Consider the following 16663-nt stretch of genomic DNA (forward strand, 5'->3'; position numbering starts at 1 on the left):
GCCCTTGACGCATGGACCCGGAGAGTCACTGGGCGGGGCTGCTCGCGGACTATGCGCCGCCGCACCCGGAGCGGAGCTGGTTCGAACCCCAGCTCTTGCCCCTGCTGCGCGCCGCGGCCGAGCAGCCCGCCCTCCGCCGGGTGTATCCGATCCTCACCCTGAACCGTCTCACGGTGTTTCACAGTCCTGAGGTCTTTCGATCGGCGCCCGAGGATCGGTGGCCGGCGGTGGTCGTGGGGTCCGACAATTTGTACGCCGTCGTCTCGGACGCGTGGTCGGACGAGGCCACGATGTACCTCACGACCGCTGATCCCGGCCTGGCGGCGGAGAAGCTGGCGAGCTTGGTCGGGGAGATCTTGGATAGCGGAATGTGACTTTCCTTATCGGCGGAAGCGCATTCGTCTCGTTCGCATATCGGCCGTGCCTCGGACACGATAAGGTTTTTTCGGGAAATGGGGGGATTCGTTTCGGTTGAGTATCCGTTGACGTCATTCCTCGACGCCCGGTCAATCATGTACAGGTGATCAAGTCACCAAGTGACGGCGTCCGCCTGCTCGGTCCGGTCGAGTTCCGGTGGGCGGGGGCGCCGGTGGCGTTGCCCAGGCGTCAGCAGCGGCTGCTGCTCGGCGTGCTGGCGCTGTCGGCCAACCGCATGGTTCCGCTGCAGCGGCTGGCCGAGGTGTTCTGGCCGGACGGGGTGCCGCAGGGCGGGCGCAGGCAGGTCCAGGTGCTGGTCTCCCGGCTGCGCGGGCTGCTCGCCGGGACGGACGTGGAGGTTCTCGCCGCCGGGTCCGGCTACGGGTTGCGCATCGATCCCATGGCGGTGGACGCGCACCGGTTCGCCGTGCTGACGGAGCGGGCCGCGAGCAGCCTTGACGACGAGGAGAAGGCCGCTCTGCTGCGGCAGGCGCTGGACCTGTGGCGCGGCCCGGTTCTCGACGAGGCGGCGGTCGGCGGCGCGCGTGACCTGATCTGCGTCAGGCTGGAGGAGGCGCGGCGCGAGGCGCTCGAAGAGCTCGCCGAGGCGTCGCTGCGGCTCGGGCGGCACCGGCAGATTCTCGGTGCGCTGGCCGAGGAGGTGGCGGCCGATCCCGCCCGTGAGCGGACGGCCGGGCTGCTGATGCTCGCGCTGTACCGTTCCGGGCGCGTCGCCGAGGCGTTCGACGTCTTCGAGCGGGTTCGCGCGCGGCTGTCCGGGGAGCTCGGGCTCGATCCCGGTCCCGCTCTGGTACGGCTGCGCCAGGACATCCTGCGCGGCGACCCCCGCCTCGGCGGGCGCTCCGGTGGCCAGGAGACCGTCGGGCGGACCGGTGATCTTGAGGGTGAAGGGCTGGTGATGCTGGGCCTGGGCCGGATCCGCTTCGCCCAGGACCGCTTCGCCGAGTCCGTGGCCGCCTACGAGGAGGCCAGGCGCGCCTTCCAGCGGCTCGGCGACCGGCGGCATCTGGCGGCCGCGATGTCCGGGCTGGGGACCGTACGGGCCGAGGGCGGGTGGTTCGCCGAGGGGGAGTCCGACCTGCTGGAGGCGGCGTCGATCTTCGCAGCGCTCGGCGACCTGGCCGGGCACGCGCACGCCACCTACATGCTCGGCTTCGTGGAACGCGAACGGGGCGACGACGAGCTGGCCCTGTGGCTGCTCGGCCGGGCACTGGAGGCGTACCAGAAGATCGGTGACCGGCGCGGTGAGGCCCTGCTGCAGCGCAGCGTCGGTCTCGTGCACCGGGCCAGGGGCGAGTACGCGCCCGCGGCGGCCAGGACCCGGGAGTCGCGCCGCCTGTTCACCTCCCTGGCCGACCCGCACGGCGCCGCCTACGCCGACCAGTCGCTCGCCAAGATCCGGATCCGCGTGGGCGACCTCCCGCAGGCCGAGCGGGCACTCCAGGCGAGCCTGCGCGTCTTCACCGGACAGGACGACCGCTTCGGCCGCGCGCTCGGCCTGCGCACGCTCGGCGAGCTCCGTCTGGAGCAGGGCGCGACGGCCGAGGCCAGGGTCGCGCTGTCGGCGTCCCTCAACCTCTGGGAGGCGCTGGAGCTCCCGCTGTGGCGTGCCCGCACGCTCACCAGCCTCGCCCACCTGGAGCACCGGTACGGCGAAGCCGCCCAGGCCGGCGCCGCCCGCCGGGAGTCGAGCGCCATCTTCAGCCGGATCGGCAGCCGTGAGGGCCGCTGACGTCGCCGGCAACCGCGTGGCAACAGGGCCCGCCTACAGTGCGCACGAGCATCGTGCCCTGCGCTGTGAAGGAGAGCCTCATGAGGCGATTAGCCATCGTCGCGGTGGCGTTCCTGCTGTCCACGATCGGAGTGGCGGCCGGGACGTCGAGCGCGGCGGCGGGACCTTGGGTGGAGCCGGGACTGGCCGCGCAGCTCGCTACGGGAGCCGAGCTGCGGGTCAACGTGGTGACGAGGGAACGCGCCGATCTGGCCGCCGCGTCCGGGGCCGGGCAGGTGCTCCAGACGTTGTCGCGCCTGCCCGTGCTCACCCTGCGTACCGGCGAGGCGGGGCTGCGGCGGCTGACCGGCCTGCCGGGCGTGGTCAGCGTGTCCGAGGACCGGCCGGTGCCTCCGGTTCTCGGGCAGAGCGTTCCGCTGATCGGCGGCGACCGCACCAGGGCGGCCGGGCTGACCGGCGCGGGCGGCGTCGTGGCCGTGCTGGACACCGGGGTCGCCGCCGGGCATCCGTTCCTGGGCGGCCGGGTCGTGGCGGAGGCGTGCTTCTCGCCCGCCGACTTCGACTACTCCGCCTCCAGCCTGTGCCCGAACGGCGCCGCCCGGCAGGAGGGCGCGGGCTCCGCCGACGCCGAGAGCGGGCAGTGCGCCGACGAGCTGCTCGACTGCTCGCACGGTACGCACGTGGCCGGGATCATCGCCGGTGACGGCGAAGGGCTCGACGGCGACGACGGCAGCGGCGTCGCGCCCGGAGCCGGCATCGTGGCCATCCAGATCTTCAGCAGGTTCGACTCCGACGACTTCTGCGGCTCCGGCCGCGCGCCGTGCGTGCTCAGCTTCCCCAGCGCCCAGCTCGCCGGACTGGAGAAGGTCCAGGCGCTGAAGCAGACGCTGCCCATCGTGGCGGCCAACCTGAGCCTGGGCGCCGGCAGGCACACCGCGCCCTGCGACGGCGATCCCCGCAAGGCCGTCATCGACACCCTGCTCGCCGCGGGCGTCGCCACGGTGGTCGCCGCGGGCAACGACGGCTACCCGGACGCGATCACCGCTCCGGCCTGCGTGTCCTCGGCGATCGCCGTGGGCAGCACCACCGACGCCGACACCCTGTCCTCCTTCAGCAACCGCGGCCCGCTCCTGGACCTGCTCGCCCCGGGCAGCGACATCATCTCCTCGGTGCCCGGGAACGGCTGGGCGCCGATGAGCGGCACCTCCATGGCCGCCCCGCACGTCTCCGGCGCGCTCGCCGTCCTGGGCCAGGCCTTCCCCGGGCTCGGCCCCGCCGCGCTGGAGGCCAAGCTGGAGGAGAGCGGGCGGGTCATCAGCTACCCGGGTGCCGCCACGCCACGTCTGCAGCTGGATGACGCCGCCCTGGACGCGACGCCCCGGCCGGGGCCCGACCAGTACTTCCACTCCCGCGGCAGGCTCCTGGACAACGTCCAGATCAGCGCGAACTCCGCCATGGCCGTTCAGGTCGCGGGCGTGGCCGGGCTGCCCGCCCAGGGACTGCGGGCCATCTCGCTCAACGTCAGCGCCAAGGGCGAGGGCTTCGGGTCGGGGGCGCTGGCCGTACACGCCTCGAACGAGCAGGAGCCGGACGGAAAGGTCCTCGCCTACGACAACACCCGCTTCGCCTCCACGATGATCATCACCAAGGCCGGCGCGGACGGGAAGGTCAAGGTCGTCAACCGCGGCACGGGCGCGGTCAGGGTGACGCTCGACGCGCACGGCCACACCCTCGACCACGCGGCGGCCGTCGTGGGCGGCACCTATGTCCCGATCACGCCGGCGCGGGTGGCCGACCGCACCGTCGTCCCCGCGTGGGGCAACCACCAGCTGTCCACCACCGGGATGCCCGGCCTGCCCGCCACCGGCGTGGCCCAGGTCGCCCTCACGGTCATCCTGAAGAGCCCCTCGACGGGCACGATGCGCGTGTACGCCGCGGGCGACGTCTTCCCGGCCGAGGCCAACGCCGACTACCCGGCGGGCATCGCCACGCAGTTCCACACGATCGTCAAGCCCGGCCCCGACGGGAAGATCAACGTGCACAACCTCGGCTTCGACAACGCCGAGATCTCCGTGGACGTCGCGGGCTACTACACCGCCGGGCAACGGGCGTCGGTCGTCAAGGCGATCCGCCCCACGCCCGCGGCCAGGGCGCTGGCGATCGCGGCGGGCGCCACCAGGACGCTGCGTTTCACCGGCCTCACCGCGGTCGGGCTGACCGTCGCCGCCAGGGGCGCGGCGGCCGGCGTCGTCTCGGTGGTCCCGCAGAACGGGCCCACGACCTCGCGGGTGGTCGCGTATCCGGCGGGCAAGGACGCCGTCGGCTTCACCACCGCCGCCGTGCGCGCCGACGGGTCGGTGGTGCTGAAGAACGAGGGGACCGGACCGGTGAGTGTCGACGTCGATGCCTACGCCCACTTCGCGAGGGGCTAGAAGGGGAGGCGGGCGCATGAGCCCCGTGGCGGTGGACGGGTTACACGCCCGCAGACTCGCGGCCGAACTGCGTGTGCTCAAGGCCGCCTCCGGCCTGGGACTGGTCCAGATGGCGGCGCGTACACACTGCAGCAAGTCCTCGCTCGAGCGCTACCTCAACGGCAAGCTGCTGCCATCCCGGCAGGCCGTCGAAGCCATCAGCGAGGCGTGCCGCGGGGACACCGCACGGCTGGTGGCGTTGTGGGAACTGGCCGTGGCCGATCCGCCCGCGTGGGGGCGTCCGGCCCAGCTTCCGCATGACGTGGCGGGCTTCACCGGCCGTACCTCCGAACTCGCCCGCCTGGCGGCTCTGGTGCCGGACGCGGGCGACGCCGTCGCGATCGCGGTGATCGACGGAGTGGCCGGCGTCGGCAAGAGCGCGCTGGCGGTGCACTTCGCGCACCGCGTGGCCAGCCGGTTCCCGGACGGCCAGCTACACGTCGACCTGCGCGGTTCCGGCGCCGACCCGTTACCGCCCGCCGAAGCCCAGGCCCGGTTCCTCCGGGCGCTCGCCCCCGGCCTGCGGCACCTGCCCGCCGAGGTGGGTGAGCGGGCCGCCCTGCTGCGCAGCCTGATCGGCGACCGGCGCATGCTCATCCTGCTGGACGACGCCGCCGCGAGCGACCAGGTCCGCGCCCTGCTGCCCGGCAACGCCGGATGCCTCGTCCTGGTCACCAGCCGCCACTGCCCGGGCGGTCTGGTCGCCCGCGACGGCGCCCACCACCTCGCCCTGGGCCCGCTCACCGCCGCCGAATCCGCCGACCTGCTGGCCGCCGCCGCCGGCGCCGAACGCGTCGCCGCGGAACCCGAGGCCGCCGCCCGCCTGACCCGGCAGTGCGGATACCTTCCGCTGGCCCTGCGCGTGGCGGCCGGACGCCTCATCGTGCGCCCGTCGCTCACGATCGCCGCTCTCCTCGCCGACCGGCGCCGATGGGACGACCGGGAGGCGGCACGGAGGGCGTCTCGCCGGGCCCAGGCGGTGTGGGCGTTCAACGTGCTGGGCCTGCGCGACGGCCCGGCCGAACTCCTGGAAACGCTGGCCATCGCCTACCTGATCGAACACCAGGACGTCCACGGCGGGTCAGGCCTGGTAGAGCCAGATCCAGTTGCCGCTCGGGTCGCGGACGGCCGAGCATCGGGGCATGCCGCCGGGGTCGTGCGGGGCGACGGCCTCCATCGCGCCGGCGGTGACGGCGCGGGCGTGGCAGGTGTCGATGTCGTCGGTCAGCAGGCCGAAGGTTGAGGTGCCGGGACGGTCCATGTGGTCCGGGGAGGCGATGAGGTGGATCAGGAAGAAGTCGTCCTGGCCGTGAGTGCCGAAGAGGAAGGCGGAGTGGTCGGCTTCCTCGGTACGCCTGGCCACGTCGTAGCGGAAGGCGAACGCCTCGGCGTAGAAGGCCACCGCCGCGCCGAGGTCGTCGACGGCGATCTTGAGCTGGACGGGGCGGCAACCGGTCCGGACGTCTGGCATGGTGAATCCCTCCTGGAGGAAGCGCTGGGTGTCGCCGATCCTGGCGGTCAGCAGGTCTCGGCGGCGTTGGAGCAGGCTCAGGTGGCGGGCCAGGATCTCCCTGGTCACGGCGCCGGTCTCGTCGTCGACGATCTGGCGGATCTGGTCGATGGGCAGGTCGTCCCATCGCAGCATGCGGATCTGCCGGGCCCGCCCGGCCTGCGAGCGGCGGTAGCGGCGGTATCCGGTGGCGGGATCCACCGAGGCCGGTGCCAGCAGGCCGACCTCGTCGTAATGGCGCAGCGTGCCGACCGACAACCCGGTCAGCCGGGCGAACCGGCCGATGGTCACTACCTCATCGTCATCCACCCCTCCACCATCGGCCCTCCGGTAGCCCGAGAGTCAATGCGGAGGGCGTTTCAGGCCAGTTCGGCGAGGTCCTCGGCGCTGAGCCGCAGATCTCCGGCGGCGATGTTCTCCTCCAGGTGCGCGACTGACCCGGTGCCCGGTATCACCAGGATCGACGGCGACCGGGTCAGGAGCCAGGCCAGCGCGACCTGCGGCACGGTCGCGCCGTGCCGGGCGGCGACCCCGGCCAGGCGCGCGGTCACGGCCTCGTCGAACTCGCTGATGGGGAAGAACGGCACGAACGCGATCCCCGCCCGCGCGCAGGAGTCCACCATGGCCTCGTGCCGCCGGCGGCCGACGTTGTACAGGTTCTGCACGCACACGATCGGCGCGATGGCCAGCGCGCGGGCGAGCTGGGGTGCCGACACGTTGGAGATGCCGAGGTGCCGGATCACTCCTTCGTCCCGCAAGCCGGACAGTGTCTCGAGCGCCGACTCCATGGAGCCCTCCCCGGGTGTGACGGCGCCGTCCATCCGCAGGTTCACCAGGTCAAGGCGGTCGGCTCCCAGCGAGGACAGGTTCGCCTCGACGGCGCGGCGCAGCCCGTCGGCGGTCAGCCCGACGCGCGTGCCGGGCTCGCGGTCCTCCTCGCCTTCCATGATCGGCCCGACCTTGGTGGCGATCACCAGGCCGGCCGGATACGGGTGCAGGGCCTCGCGGATGAGGTCGTTGGCGGCCACACCGTCGCGGCGGTAGTAGTAGCTGGTGTCGAGGTGGTTGACCCCGAGCTCCACCGCACGACGCAGGACGGCGAGCGCGGTGTCGTGGTCCGGCCTGCGGGCGCCTTGCGGCCAGCCGGTCAGCTTCATGGAGCCATAGCCGATCCGGGTGAGGTCGAGATCGCCACCGATCGTGAGGTGTCCGGCAGACCTGGCGTCTGGCGTGCGTGCTGTGGTCATGGCGACAGCAAAGCAGACGACCCCTCCTTCTCCGCGTCCCGGGCAGCCGGGCGAGCATGACCGGCACGCCACCCCTCCACCCCGCCGTGCCGCGCCTGGAGCACTCCACCCTCTAGCCGGCCGAGGACGCCTGACGGGAGCGCAGGCGGGCCGTCCCGTCCGGGTCCGGGTGACCGTCGGCGTCGAGGGCGACCAGGTAGACCTCGCGTGCCCGCGCCGCGGTGATCCAGCCCTCGCGCACGTCGCGGGCGACCGCGCCCGGCGCGCGGGTGTGCGGGGGACCGTACCCGCCGCCCCCGCTGGTGCGGGCGAGCAGCCGCTCGCCGTCCTCGACGTGGACCGGGCCGCAGATGTCCACCGGACGCAGCGTCCCGTCGCGCTCCCGCTTGAGCTGGGCCGAGGGCGCGCCGGGCAGGCCGCCTCTGGCGCCCATCATGGGGTTGATCGAGCCGTCATTGGCGTAGATGGCCGCGATCGTGCCGCCGAGCGGGCCGTACTCGACCTCCAGGCCCGGGGCGCCCCGGTGCCGGCCCGCTCCTTCGGTGTCGGGCGCCAGCCGCCGACGGTGGATGACGATCGGCTGCTTGAGCTCGTCGATCTCCACGCTGTCCAGCAGTAGTGTGCCGCCGCTGCCCAGGTCGCTCATGGTCAGCCAGCCGTCGGCGGCCGGTCCGCCGGCACCGCCGTTGGGGCCGATGAAGATCTGGTTGACGAAGGGGGCACCGGTCCGTTCGTCGGTGCCGGACACGACGGCCTCGGACGGGGACATGCCGGAGCCGACCTCCGCCAGCCCCATGTCCGCCCCGATCTCGGCCATCGCGCGCTGGACGAGGTTGCCCACCCGGTTGGCCAGGTTCGTGGTGGCCACCGAACAGCTGAAGGGGTGGCGGGGTATGCCGACGACGCAGTTGTCGCGCAGGGCCACCCGTACCCGCCGGAAGCTGCCCTGGTTGTGCGGGATGGTGTGGTCGACGCTGTTGAACACGCCGATGAGCGCCGCCGTACGCGAGGACGCCTCGCTGAGGTTCAGGCCGGACGGCACGCAGTCGGGGTTGTCGCGCAGATCGACCTCGATCATGCCCGCCTCCGGCCGGACGGCGACCGTGGCCTGGATCGGCACGCCGTCGGGCACGCCGGGGAAGGGATCGTGCCGGGTCGCGGTGGTCGCCACGCCGGCGGGCAGCGCCCGGATCGCCGCCTCCATGCGGGCTTCGCCGTAGTCGAGCCAGTCGCGGGCGAAGCCGGTCAGCGCGTCCCAGCCGACCTCGTCGGCGAGCTGGAGCAGCGCGCGTTCACCGATGCGGGCGCTGCCCAGGACCGCGAGGTAGTCGCCGCGCCACTGCTCGGGCACCCGGATGCGCATCTCGCACATGCGCAGGATGTCCGCGCAGTCGGCGTACGCGTCCTGCACCCGGACGACCGGGAAGATCAGCGCCCCCTCCTCGTACACGTCGCGGGCGCTGGCCATGTAGGTGGTGGGCACCGAGTTGCCGCAGTCCGCCTGATGGGCCTTGGCCAGCACGGTGAAGCGGTGCACGCCGTCGTCGTCCACGACCGGCACCAGGATGGAGTGGTCGGCCGCGTGCGTGTTGCCGTGGTAGGGCGAGTTGTGCAGGAAGGCGTCACCCGCCCGGGGCCGCGGATAGAACTCCAGCATCGACCGGGCCTGCAGGTCCGGGCCGCCCATCACATGGATCGGCGGGCTGTCGCCGGTCATCAGCACCTCGCCGGCCGCGGTGAGCACGCAGCAGGAGAAGTCCCTGGCGGTGTTCAGCACGCCGGAGCGTCCCGAGCGGGCCAGGGTGTTCGACATCCGGCGCACGATGGCCTCGAAGCGGTGGCTGAGCACCGCGAGCCGGGCTCCGTCCAGCCGCTCCCCGGTACGGCCCGGCGCGGGCGCTGCTTGCACGCTGGTCATGCGGCGTCACCTCTGTTGATGATCAGGGAGCCGGAGGGGCCCAGCTCCGCCGTGCCAGTGGTGTCGGCGATCACCACCGTGGTGAACGGCGACTCGATGAGCACCGGTCCCGGCACCCGTTCCCCCGCCGTGATCGTGGCCAGGGGCCGTACCGGGACGTCGGCCATGCCGTGACCGGCCACGAAGGCCCGCCGTACCGATGGCCGCCGCGGATCGGCGAGCCGGGTCGTCAGCGTGCCCCCGGAGCCGGGCAGCGCGACGCACGAGATGTTTGCGGTTGACCCGGTCGGCCAGCCACGCCATGGGGATTCCGCCGACCGTCAGCGCGACGCCCGCCAGCCCGGCCATCGCGGTGAGGAAGGCGGCGGAGATGCCGAAGTAGTCCCTGATGTCCGGCGCCAGCGTGGTGGTCGCCTCGCGGGTGAGTTGTTCGAGGGCCACGAGCGGGATGGCGGTCGCGCAGATCGACCAGCCGCCGTGGCGGAGGGTGTCGAGCAGTCCCGGCTCCGTGGCTTCGGCACCGGGCAGCAGGTCGTCCGGCAGGACGACGGGTTCGGACGGATCCGGCACGTCGGCGGCGGTCATGAGTCGCCCTCTTCCTTCGGGGCGCCGTTAGAGGTGCTCGTCCAGCCAGTCGAAGGTGAACTCGGCCGCCGTCGCGGTCCCGCCGGTCTGGCAGTGCAGCTGCGCGGTCGAGGTCGCGTCGAAGAGCAGGAAGTCCTTCGGGCAGGTCAGCGCGTCGTAGAGCTGCTCGGCGTGCCCCGCGGAGAACCGCTCCTCGGTGCCGTCCATGACCAGCGTGCGGCAGGTGATCCGCCCGGCCACGTCGGTCAGGTCGCAGGCGTCGAGCTCCTTGAACAGCTCGTACGGTGTCTGCACGCCGTGCTTCCAGGAAGAGTCGCGGATGAACCACTCGGCCAGCGGGGAGGCGTCGCCGAGGGCGGCCGCGGCGGCGTTGAACGTGTCGGGCCCCTGCTCCAGGGCCTGACTGAGCGTCTCCGGCAGGTTCTCCTTGATGGAGGCGCCCCACTTCAGCACGCCCGGGTTGGCCACGCACACCTTCAGCCGGGACTCGAACGCCGCCGCCCGGGGCGCGAGGTAGCCGCCGAAGCTCAGCCCCATGAGGCCGATGCGCTCGCGGTCGACGCCGTCGAGCTTCTCGGCCACGTCCACGATGGGGGAGACGACGTTCTCCCAGTCGTGGCGGAAGTGGAGGTTGTTCACCCGCAGCGCCGCGCCCTGCCCCGGTCCCTGTACGGCGAGGCAGTGGTAACCCCGCCTGATCGCGTTGTCGTAGACCCAGCGGGTGTCCTCCGCCCAGGCGTCACGCCCCTGGAAGAAGATCAGCAGGGGCGCCGGTCCTTTGGCCAGCGGGGAACGGTAGAGGTAGGACGGCAGGAAGCTGTCCTGGTAGGGAATCTTGAGCAGTTGCCCCGGATAGTCCGACAGCTCGAGGTAGCGGTCGTAACAGGCGTAGGCCGCGACCGCGTTCGCCCTGACCCTGGGGTCGCCGGGGAAGCTGAAGTGCAGCAGCGAGGTGCGCCAGTACGTCGAGGCCCGCAGGTAGGCGTCGGCGGCGCTGACCAGCCGCCCCTTCCGCTCGGCCGCCTCGGCCCGCCGCTGCAGCCGCGAGGCCACGTCGGACCAGGCCGTGACCCAGCTCTCCTCGTCGTCGACCCGGATCCTCCCCGCGGCCTCCAGGCATTCGCCGAGGTCGGACATGCCGAAGAACATCATGCCGAGCGTGTGCTTGATCTGGTCGTCCATCACCTCGTTGCCGATGAACACGTGGGAGGTCCAGTGGTCGCCGGGGAAGTACGGATTGGGCCGGGTGTCGGTGGACGTCGTCATGAGAACCTCTCGGCTGGGTGGGGAGCCCGCGCGGCCCAGGGGCGCGCGGCCTCGAGCTGGGCGGCAAGACGGAAGAGCATGCCTTCGTCGCCGTAGGGCGCGACGAAGTGGGCGCCGAGCGGGATCCCGGCGGCGTTCCAGTAGAGCGGGATCGACACGGCCGGCTGGCCGGTGATGTTGATGAGCGTGGTGAACTGCAGGAAGGCGCCCATGAGGGCGAGACCGCCGGTGGCGAACGCGCCGAGCGGCGGTGCCGGGGCGGCGGTGGCGGGCGTGAGCCAGAGATCGTAGGGCGCCTGGAAGGCCGCCAGGTCGTCGCACAGGGTCTGCAGCTCGGCCAGGGCGTCCATGTAGTCGCTCAGGCTCGTCGCGCCGGACCGGCCCTGTTCGATCATGGCCCAGGTGGCGGCCTCGAAGTCCTCCTGCCGGGCCTTCTTGCCGGTGACGCGTTCGAGGTGGGCGACGTCCCAGGCCAGACCGCCCGCGGAGACGGTCGTGAACGGCCTGGCGAGATCGGAGTCCAGCTGGGGCGTGCCCTCCTCCACGTGGTGGCCGAGGCTTTCGCACAGGCGGGCCGCGTCCTCCACGGCCGCGACGGCGTCCGGGTGGAGCGGGGCGCCGAGGAGCGGCTCCCTGGTGAAGACGATCCGCAGCCTGCCGGGGTCGGTTCTGGTCTCCTCCAGGTAGGGGCGCGGTGGCGGGGGTGCGACGAAGGGGTCGCCGGGCAGCGGCCCGGCGGTGGCGTCCAGCAGGGCGGCGCAGTCGCGGACGCTGAGCGTGATCGCGTGTTCGCTCAGCACCGCGATGCGCATGGAGACCCCGGCCCGCCGGCGGGCGGAGGCGATGCGCAGCCGGGTCGGCTTCAGGCCGAACACGCCGCAGCACGAGGCGGGCACCCGGATGGAACCGCCGCTGTCGCTGGCGTTGGCCATCGTGACCATGCGGGCCGCGACCGCCGCGGCGGCGCCGCCGCTGGAGCCGCCGGCCGACAGGTCCGGGTCCCAGGGGTTCCTGGTGGGACCGAACAGCTCCGGTTCGGTGGTCGGCTGGAGGCCGAACTCGGGCAGGTTGGTCTTGCCGCAGACCACGAGCCCGGCGGCCTTGTACCTGCGGGTGAGCTCACCGTCCCGGCCGGGGACGTAACCGGCCAGGAACCTGCTGGCGGAGGTCATCGGGACTCCCGCGTAGGCCACGCCGCCGCCGTCCTTCAGCAGGAACGGCACGCCGGTGAACGGCCCCTGCGGCAGTGGGCCCGCCAGCGTCGCGCGGGCCTCGTCGTACATCGTGGTGACGACCGCGTTGATCGCCGGGTTCGTCTTCTCGATGCGGTCGATCGTGTCGTCCAGGAGTTCGGCCGGGGTGACCTGGCCGGTGCGGACGAGCTCGGCCTGGGCCAGTGCGTCCAGGCCGTCGGGCGCTACCCGGCCGCCCATGGCCAGAAGTAGTTAAGTGCTTTAATCATATGGGGAGTGTAGCCACTTTCTCGTCGTACGCAATGGGGCGGAGCGCCTCAATCCATTCAATTAGGCTGTGGCCGATCAAGGACGCAGTGTGAAGGAGAGACATGGACAAGGGTATGGACGCCGACCTGCTCGCCGCCGTCCGGACGATCGTCCGCCTGGCCCGCATCGCCCAGCAGGCGTGCGAGGAGGGCGGTCTGACCATGCCGCAGTACCGGGCCCTGACCAGCGCGGCCGCCGGCCGGCAGCGGGCCTACGAGCTGGCCAGGTACACGGCCGTGAGCCGGCCGGCGATCTCCGCCCTCACCAACGGAATGGTCAGGAGCGGCCTGATCGAGCGCAGTGGGCTGGCCTCCGACGGGCGCGGCGTGGTCTTCGACGTCACCCGGCATGGCCACGAGGTCCTGGACGCCGTGAACCTCCTGCTCGTCGAGCGTTTCCAGGAAGTGCTCGGTGACGCCGGGGAGGCCCTGAAGGCGCTCAACGGCGAGGCGCTCGAGGAGGCGCTCGAACGGCAGGCGGACAAGGACTTCGGTCCGGCCAAGTAGGGCGCGTGTCCATATAGTTAAGGCATGGAACTAGATGCTCCTTCCTCCCGGCTGTCCGAACGCGAGATCCTGAAGTCACTGGCCGGGCTGCTGCTCGCCTTGTTCTCCGCCGTGTCCAGCACGCTGATCGTCACCAACGCCGTGCCGTCGATCGTGGCCGCCCTCGGCGGAAGCCAGGCGCAGTACACCTGGCTCGTGGCGACCTCCCTGCTCACGATGACCGTCAGCATCCCTCTGTGGGGGCGGCTGGCCGACCAGTTCGACAAGCGCAAGGTCGTGCGGGTGGCGCTCGCGCTGTTCGCCGCCGGGTCGGTGGCCGCAGGGACGTCCCCCACCATCGAGATGCTCATCGGCATGCGCGCCGTCCAGGGCGTCGCGATGGGCGGGTTACTGGCCACGGCCCAGGCCATCGTGGCCGGCATCGTCCCGCCGCGGCAGGGCGGGCGCTACGGCGGCTACATCGCCACCGTGATGGCCCTCGGCACCCTGTGCGGGCCGCTGATCGGCGGCGCGATCGTCGACACCGCCTGGCTGGGCTGGCGCTGGTGCTTCTTTGTGGTGGTCCCCTTCGCGATCGTGAGCCTGGTCATCCTGAACCGGTACCTGCGCGTGCCCTGGATCCGGCGCAAGGCCCGCGTCGACTACCTCGGCGCGCTGCTGACCACCGTGACCGCCATGACTCCAGCGGTGTGGGTGACCTTCGCCGGCCGCGCCTACCCGTGGTGGTCCTGGCAGAGCGCCGCGTGCCTGGCCGGCACGCTCGTCGCCGGTGTCCTTCTGTACCTCGCCGAACGGCGGCACCCCGACCCCGTCGTACCGCTGTCCCTGCTGCGCCTGCGCACGACGGCGCTGGCGATCGCCGGGAGCTCGGCGGTGGGGATGGTCATGTTCAGCTCGATCGTCTTCATCAGCCAGTACTTCCAGCTCGCCCGCGGCCACTCGCCGACCGAGGCCGGGCTGCTGTGCATGCCCATGATGGTGAGCACCACGCTCGCCTCGCTCGGCTCCGGTCACCTCATCACCCGGTTCGGACGCTGGAAGGGCTTTCTGGTGGGCGGCTCCGCCACGCTCGCCGCGGGTCTGGCGCTGCTGGCGGTCCTCGGCTCGGGACCGCCCACCTGGTACGTCGTCGCATCGACCATCCTCGTGGGTCTCGGCATCGGGGTCGTGATGCAGAACTACGTGCTCGCCGTCCAGAACAGCGCGCCCGCCGACCGGGCCGGCGCGGCGAGCGCGTCGGTGTCGTTCTTCCGCTCGCTCGGCGGGGTGATGGGCATGTCCGTGCTGGGCGCGATCGTCACCCACGCCGTGGACGCCGCCCGGGGGTACGGCCCGGCCGTACGGGAGGCCTATGCCGGGGCGACGGGAACGGTCTTCGCCGTCTCGGCCGGGCTGGCGATGGTCAGCCTCCTGGCCGCGCTGGCGATCAGGGCCGTCCCCCTGCGCGCCTGATCAGCCGGGTAGCCCGGCGACCGCGGCGCCGAGGATCTCCAGGTGCAGATCGACGTCGGCCTCGGTGGTGTCCGGGCACATCAGGGCCATGTTGTGGAAGGGCGTCAGCATCACGCCCCGGTTGAGCAGGTACAGGTGGAGGTAGTCCTCGAGCGTGGCGTCGGTCGACCGGTAGGACTCGGTGCCGTTGCGCGGCCCGGGCGTCATGAACCGGTACTCCGAGCGCGCACCGAGCTGGGTCACCACCCACGGCAGCCCGTGGGCGTCGATGAGCCGCCGCACGCCCTCGGTGTACCGGGCCGACAGGGCGATCATCCGCTCGTAGGCGCCCTCGGTGAGCACCTCGCCGAGGGTGGCCCGCGCCGCCGCCATCGACAACGCGTTGCCGGCCAGTGTGCCGCCGACGCCCCCGGTGTCGACCAGGTCGAGGTCACCACGCCCCAGCAGCCGCCCGGCCAGCTCGCCGGTCAGCCCGTAGGCGCCGATGGGCAGTCCGCCGGCGATCGCCTTGCCCACGGTCACGACGTCGGGCCGCAGTCCCCACGCCCTGGTGCAGCCGCCCGGTCCGGCCGAGACGGTGTGCGTCTCGTCGTTGATCAGCAACGTCCCGGCCCGCCTCGTCAGCTCGCGGACCGCGGCCAGATAGCCCGGCTCGGGCAGGACGATGCCCATGTTGGTCATGGCCGGCTCCATCAGCACGGCGGCCACGTCGCAGGGGGCCAGTTCCCGCTCCAGCGCCTCCACGTCGTTGAACTCGACCACCCGGCTGGTCCGCGTGACGTCGTAGGGCGCGCCCACGTTGCCCGGACGCGGCACCGGGCCGTCCGGCCCGGTCACGATGAACGACTCGTCGACGCTGCCGTGGTAACTGAAGCTCATCACCAGCACCCGCGGCCGCTCGGTGACCGCGCGGGCCAGGCGCAACGCCCACCGGTTCGCGTCGGTGGCGGTCAGGGCGAAGCTCCACCGGCTGAGGCCGAACCTGCGGGTCAGCTCCTCGGCCACGGCCGCGGCGTCCTCGGTCGGCATCATCGTGGTGGCGCCGCCGAGCTCGGCGTAGCGCCTGCTGACCGCCTCGACCGTGGCCGGGGGCGAGTGCCCGGCCATCGCCCCGGTGTCTCCCAGGCAGAAGTCGGCGAGCTCGTGGCCGTCGGCGTCCCACACCCGCGCCCCGGAGGCACGATCCAGGTACAGCGGGAACTCCGCGGCCGACTTGGCCATCCAGGTCATCGGCACCCGGCCCAGCAGATGGTCCGCGCGCTCGTGCGCGGCGCGCGATCGGGGGTTGCGGGCGGCGTAGGCGGCCCGTTCCTTGGCCAGCGGTTCGCTCAACATGTCGCTCATCGTGACGGCCTCCTAGGGATGAGACAGTCATTCTGTACGTCTGTTCGCGTTGTTTTCAAGCTTTTCGATGGCACTTTGGATTCGAGCAAGCCAATCGCTTGCCGCGACCGGTATCGGGAAGCGATACGATCGAGGGGCTGACGAGGTGGCCGGTGCCGTACGGTGGGACCCGCCGCAGTGAAGATCAGCGTGGGAGGCGCCGCGTGGCCGAGGACAACCGGGCACACCAGGTCGAACTCGACGAGATCGACAAGTCGATCATCCGGGTTCTCCAGGTGGACGGCCGCATGCCGTACTCCAAACTGGGGCCGGAGGTCGGGCTGTCGCGCGCCGCGGTGCGTCAGCGGGTGCAACGGCTCCTCGACAGCGGCGTCATCGAGGTGGTGGCCGTCTCCGAGCCGTTCAAGATGGGCTTCAACGTCCAGGCCATGATCGGGATCAACGCGGACGGGGACCTGCGGGCGGTCGCCGCCGCGTTGTCGGACGTCGACCAGATCGTCTACGTGGTGTTGTCCTCCGGGCGCTACGACATCCTCGTCGAGGTCATCGGGCGCGACTCGGCCGAACTGCTGACCATCCTGAACGACGTCGTCCGGCGCGTTCCCGGGGTGCGCAGCACCGAGTTGTTCACCTACATGAAGATCGAGAAGGTCACGTACTCGTGGGGCGCGCTGTGACGCGGGCACCCGCCA

At 72.0% G+C, this 16663-nt stretch carries 13 protein-coding genes and 1 pseudogene; 7 read left to right on the forward strand and 7 right to left on the reverse strand.

Annotated elements, in window-relative coordinates:
• Positions 1-11: 11 nt before the first annotated feature.
• From ACIBKY_RS37480 to ACIBKY_RS37495, 4 genes and pseudogenes are all read left to right on the forward strand, one after another.
• On the forward strand, positions 12-374 hold the full coding sequence (locus tag ACIBKY_RS37480) for a hypothetical protein (RefSeq protein ID WP_397104398.1): 363 nt from the start codon (positions 12-14) through the stop codon (positions 372-374).
• A gap of 146 nt (positions 375-520) precedes the next feature.
• Positions 521-2170 (forward strand): BTAD domain-containing putative transcriptional regulator, encoded by a 1650-nt coding sequence (locus ACIBKY_RS37485; protein ID WP_397104400.1) that lies wholly within the window; start codon positions 521-523, stop codon positions 2168-2170.
• A gap of 80 nt (positions 2171-2250) precedes the next feature.
• Positions 2251-4602, forward strand: a complete 2352-nt coding sequence (locus ACIBKY_RS37490) for a S8 family peptidase (RefSeq protein WP_397104402.1) — start codon at positions 2251-2253, stop codon at positions 4600-4602.
• A 16-nt stretch (positions 4603-4618) separates the two neighbouring features.
• A pseudogene (locus ACIBKY_RS37495) lies at positions 4619-5509 on the forward strand (helix-turn-helix domain-containing protein); the annotation flags it as partial.
• A gap of 213 nt (positions 5510-5722) precedes the next feature.
• Here ACIBKY_RS37495 and ACIBKY_RS37500 read toward each other — a convergent pair.
• The 6 genes from ACIBKY_RS37500 to ACIBKY_RS37525 all read right to left on the reverse strand — a co-directional run bounded on the left by ACIBKY_RS37500 (position 5723) and on the right by ACIBKY_RS37525 (position 12600).
• Positions 5723-6460 (reverse strand): MerR family transcriptional regulator, encoded by a 738-nt coding sequence (locus tag ACIBKY_RS37500; RefSeq protein ID WP_397104404.1) that lies wholly within the window; start codon positions 6458-6460, stop codon positions 5723-5725.
• 50 nt (positions 6461-6510) lie between these two features.
• On the reverse strand, positions 6511-7398 hold the full coding sequence (locus ACIBKY_RS37505; RefSeq protein WP_397104406.1) for an oxidoreductase: 888 nt from the start codon (positions 7396-7398) through the stop codon (positions 6511-6513).
• A 112-nt stretch (positions 7399-7510) separates the two neighbouring features.
• A complete protein-coding gene (locus ACIBKY_RS37510) occupies positions 7511-9316 on the reverse strand; it encodes a hydantoinase B/oxoprolinase family protein (RefSeq protein WP_397104408.1) in 1806 nt (601 codons plus the stop codon).
• A 6-nt stretch (positions 9317-9322) separates the two neighbouring features.
• Positions 9323-9901, reverse strand: a complete 579-nt coding sequence (locus tag ACIBKY_RS37515) for a hypothetical protein (protein WP_397104410.1) — start codon at positions 9899-9901, stop codon at positions 9323-9325.
• Positions 9902-9928: 27 nt separating this feature from the next.
• Positions 9929-11167 (reverse strand): alpha/beta hydrolase family protein, encoded by a 1239-nt coding sequence (locus tag ACIBKY_RS37520; protein WP_397104412.1) that lies wholly within the window; start codon positions 11165-11167, stop codon positions 9929-9931.
• Positions 11164-12600: an amidase gene (locus tag ACIBKY_RS37525; protein WP_397104414.1), complete on the reverse strand. Its 1437-nt coding sequence runs from the start codon at positions 12598-12600 to the stop codon at positions 11164-11166. Before ACIBKY_RS37525 ends, ACIBKY_RS37520 begins: the two co-directional genes overlap by 4 nt.
• Positions 12601-12731: 131 nt before the next feature.
• Here ACIBKY_RS37525 and ACIBKY_RS37530 point away from each other — a divergent pair, with 131 nt between their 5' ends.
• Both ACIBKY_RS37530 and ACIBKY_RS37535 read left to right on the forward strand, forming a co-directional pair.
• Positions 12732-13175 (forward strand): MarR family winged helix-turn-helix transcriptional regulator, encoded by a 444-nt coding sequence (locus tag ACIBKY_RS37530; RefSeq protein ID WP_397104416.1) that lies wholly within the window; start codon positions 12732-12734, stop codon positions 13173-13175.
• Between the two features lie 24 nt (positions 13176-13199).
• Positions 13200-14627 (forward strand): MFS transporter, encoded by a 1428-nt coding sequence (locus ACIBKY_RS37535; protein WP_397104418.1) that lies wholly within the window; start codon positions 13200-13202, stop codon positions 14625-14627.
• Here ACIBKY_RS37535 and ACIBKY_RS37540 read toward each other — a convergent pair whose 3' ends face one another.
• The gene (locus tag ACIBKY_RS37540; protein ID WP_397104420.1) at positions 14628-15971 is read right to left on the reverse strand and encodes a transaminase; all 1344 of its coding nucleotides are present in this window, start codon (positions 15969-15971) and stop codon (positions 14628-14630) included.
• A 203-nt stretch (positions 15972-16174) separates the two neighbouring features.
• Here ACIBKY_RS37540 and ACIBKY_RS37545 point away from each other — a divergent pair, with 203 nt between their 5' ends.
• On the forward strand, positions 16175-16648 hold the full coding sequence (locus tag ACIBKY_RS37545) for an Lrp/AsnC family transcriptional regulator (protein ID WP_397104422.1): 474 nt from the start codon (positions 16175-16177) through the stop codon (positions 16646-16648).
• Positions 16649-16663 lie beyond the last annotated feature (15 nt).

The organism is Nonomuraea sp. NPDC050394, from assembly GCF_044459065.1.
In the GTDB taxonomy this organism is placed as follows: domain Bacteria; phylum Actinomycetota; class Actinomycetes; order Streptosporangiales; family Streptosporangiaceae; genus Nonomuraea.

Coding starts and splice junctions, on each gene's coding strand:
- ACIBKY_RS37525 (WP_397104414.1), bottom strand. CDS start 12,600: ATGGGCGGCCGGGTAGCGCCCGACGGCCTGGACGCACTGGCCCAGGCC.
- ACIBKY_RS37535 (WP_397104418.1), top strand. CDS start 13,200: ATGGAACTAGATGCTCCTTCCTCCCGGCTGTCCGAACGCGAGATCCTG.
- ACIBKY_RS37480 (WP_397104398.1), top strand. CDS start 12: ATGGACCCGGAGAGTCACTGGGCGGGGCTGCTCGCGGACTATGCGCCG.
- ACIBKY_RS37520 (WP_397104412.1), bottom strand. CDS start 11,167: ATGACGACGTCCACCGACACCCGGCCCAATCCGTACTTCCCCGGCGAC.
- ACIBKY_RS37530 (WP_397104416.1), top strand. CDS start 12,732: ATGGACAAGGGTATGGACGCCGACCTGCTCGCCGCCGTCCGGACGATC.
- ACIBKY_RS37515 (WP_397104410.1), bottom strand. CDS start 9,901: ATGACCGCCGCCGACGTGCCGGATCCGTCCGAACCCGTCGTCCTGCCG.
- ACIBKY_RS37540 (WP_397104420.1), bottom strand. CDS start 15,971: ATGAGCGACATGTTGAGCGAACCGCTGGCCAAGGAACGGGCCGCCTAC.
- ACIBKY_RS37510 (WP_397104408.1), bottom strand. CDS start 9,316: ATGACCAGCGTGCAAGCAGCGCCCGCGCCGGGCCGTACCGGGGAGCGG.
- ACIBKY_RS37490 (WP_397104402.1), top strand. CDS start 2,251: ATGAGGCGATTAGCCATCGTCGCGGTGGCGTTCCTGCTGTCCACGATC.
- ACIBKY_RS37505 (WP_397104406.1), bottom strand. CDS start 7,398: ATGACCACAGCACGCACGCCAGACGCCAGGTCTGCCGGACACCTCACG.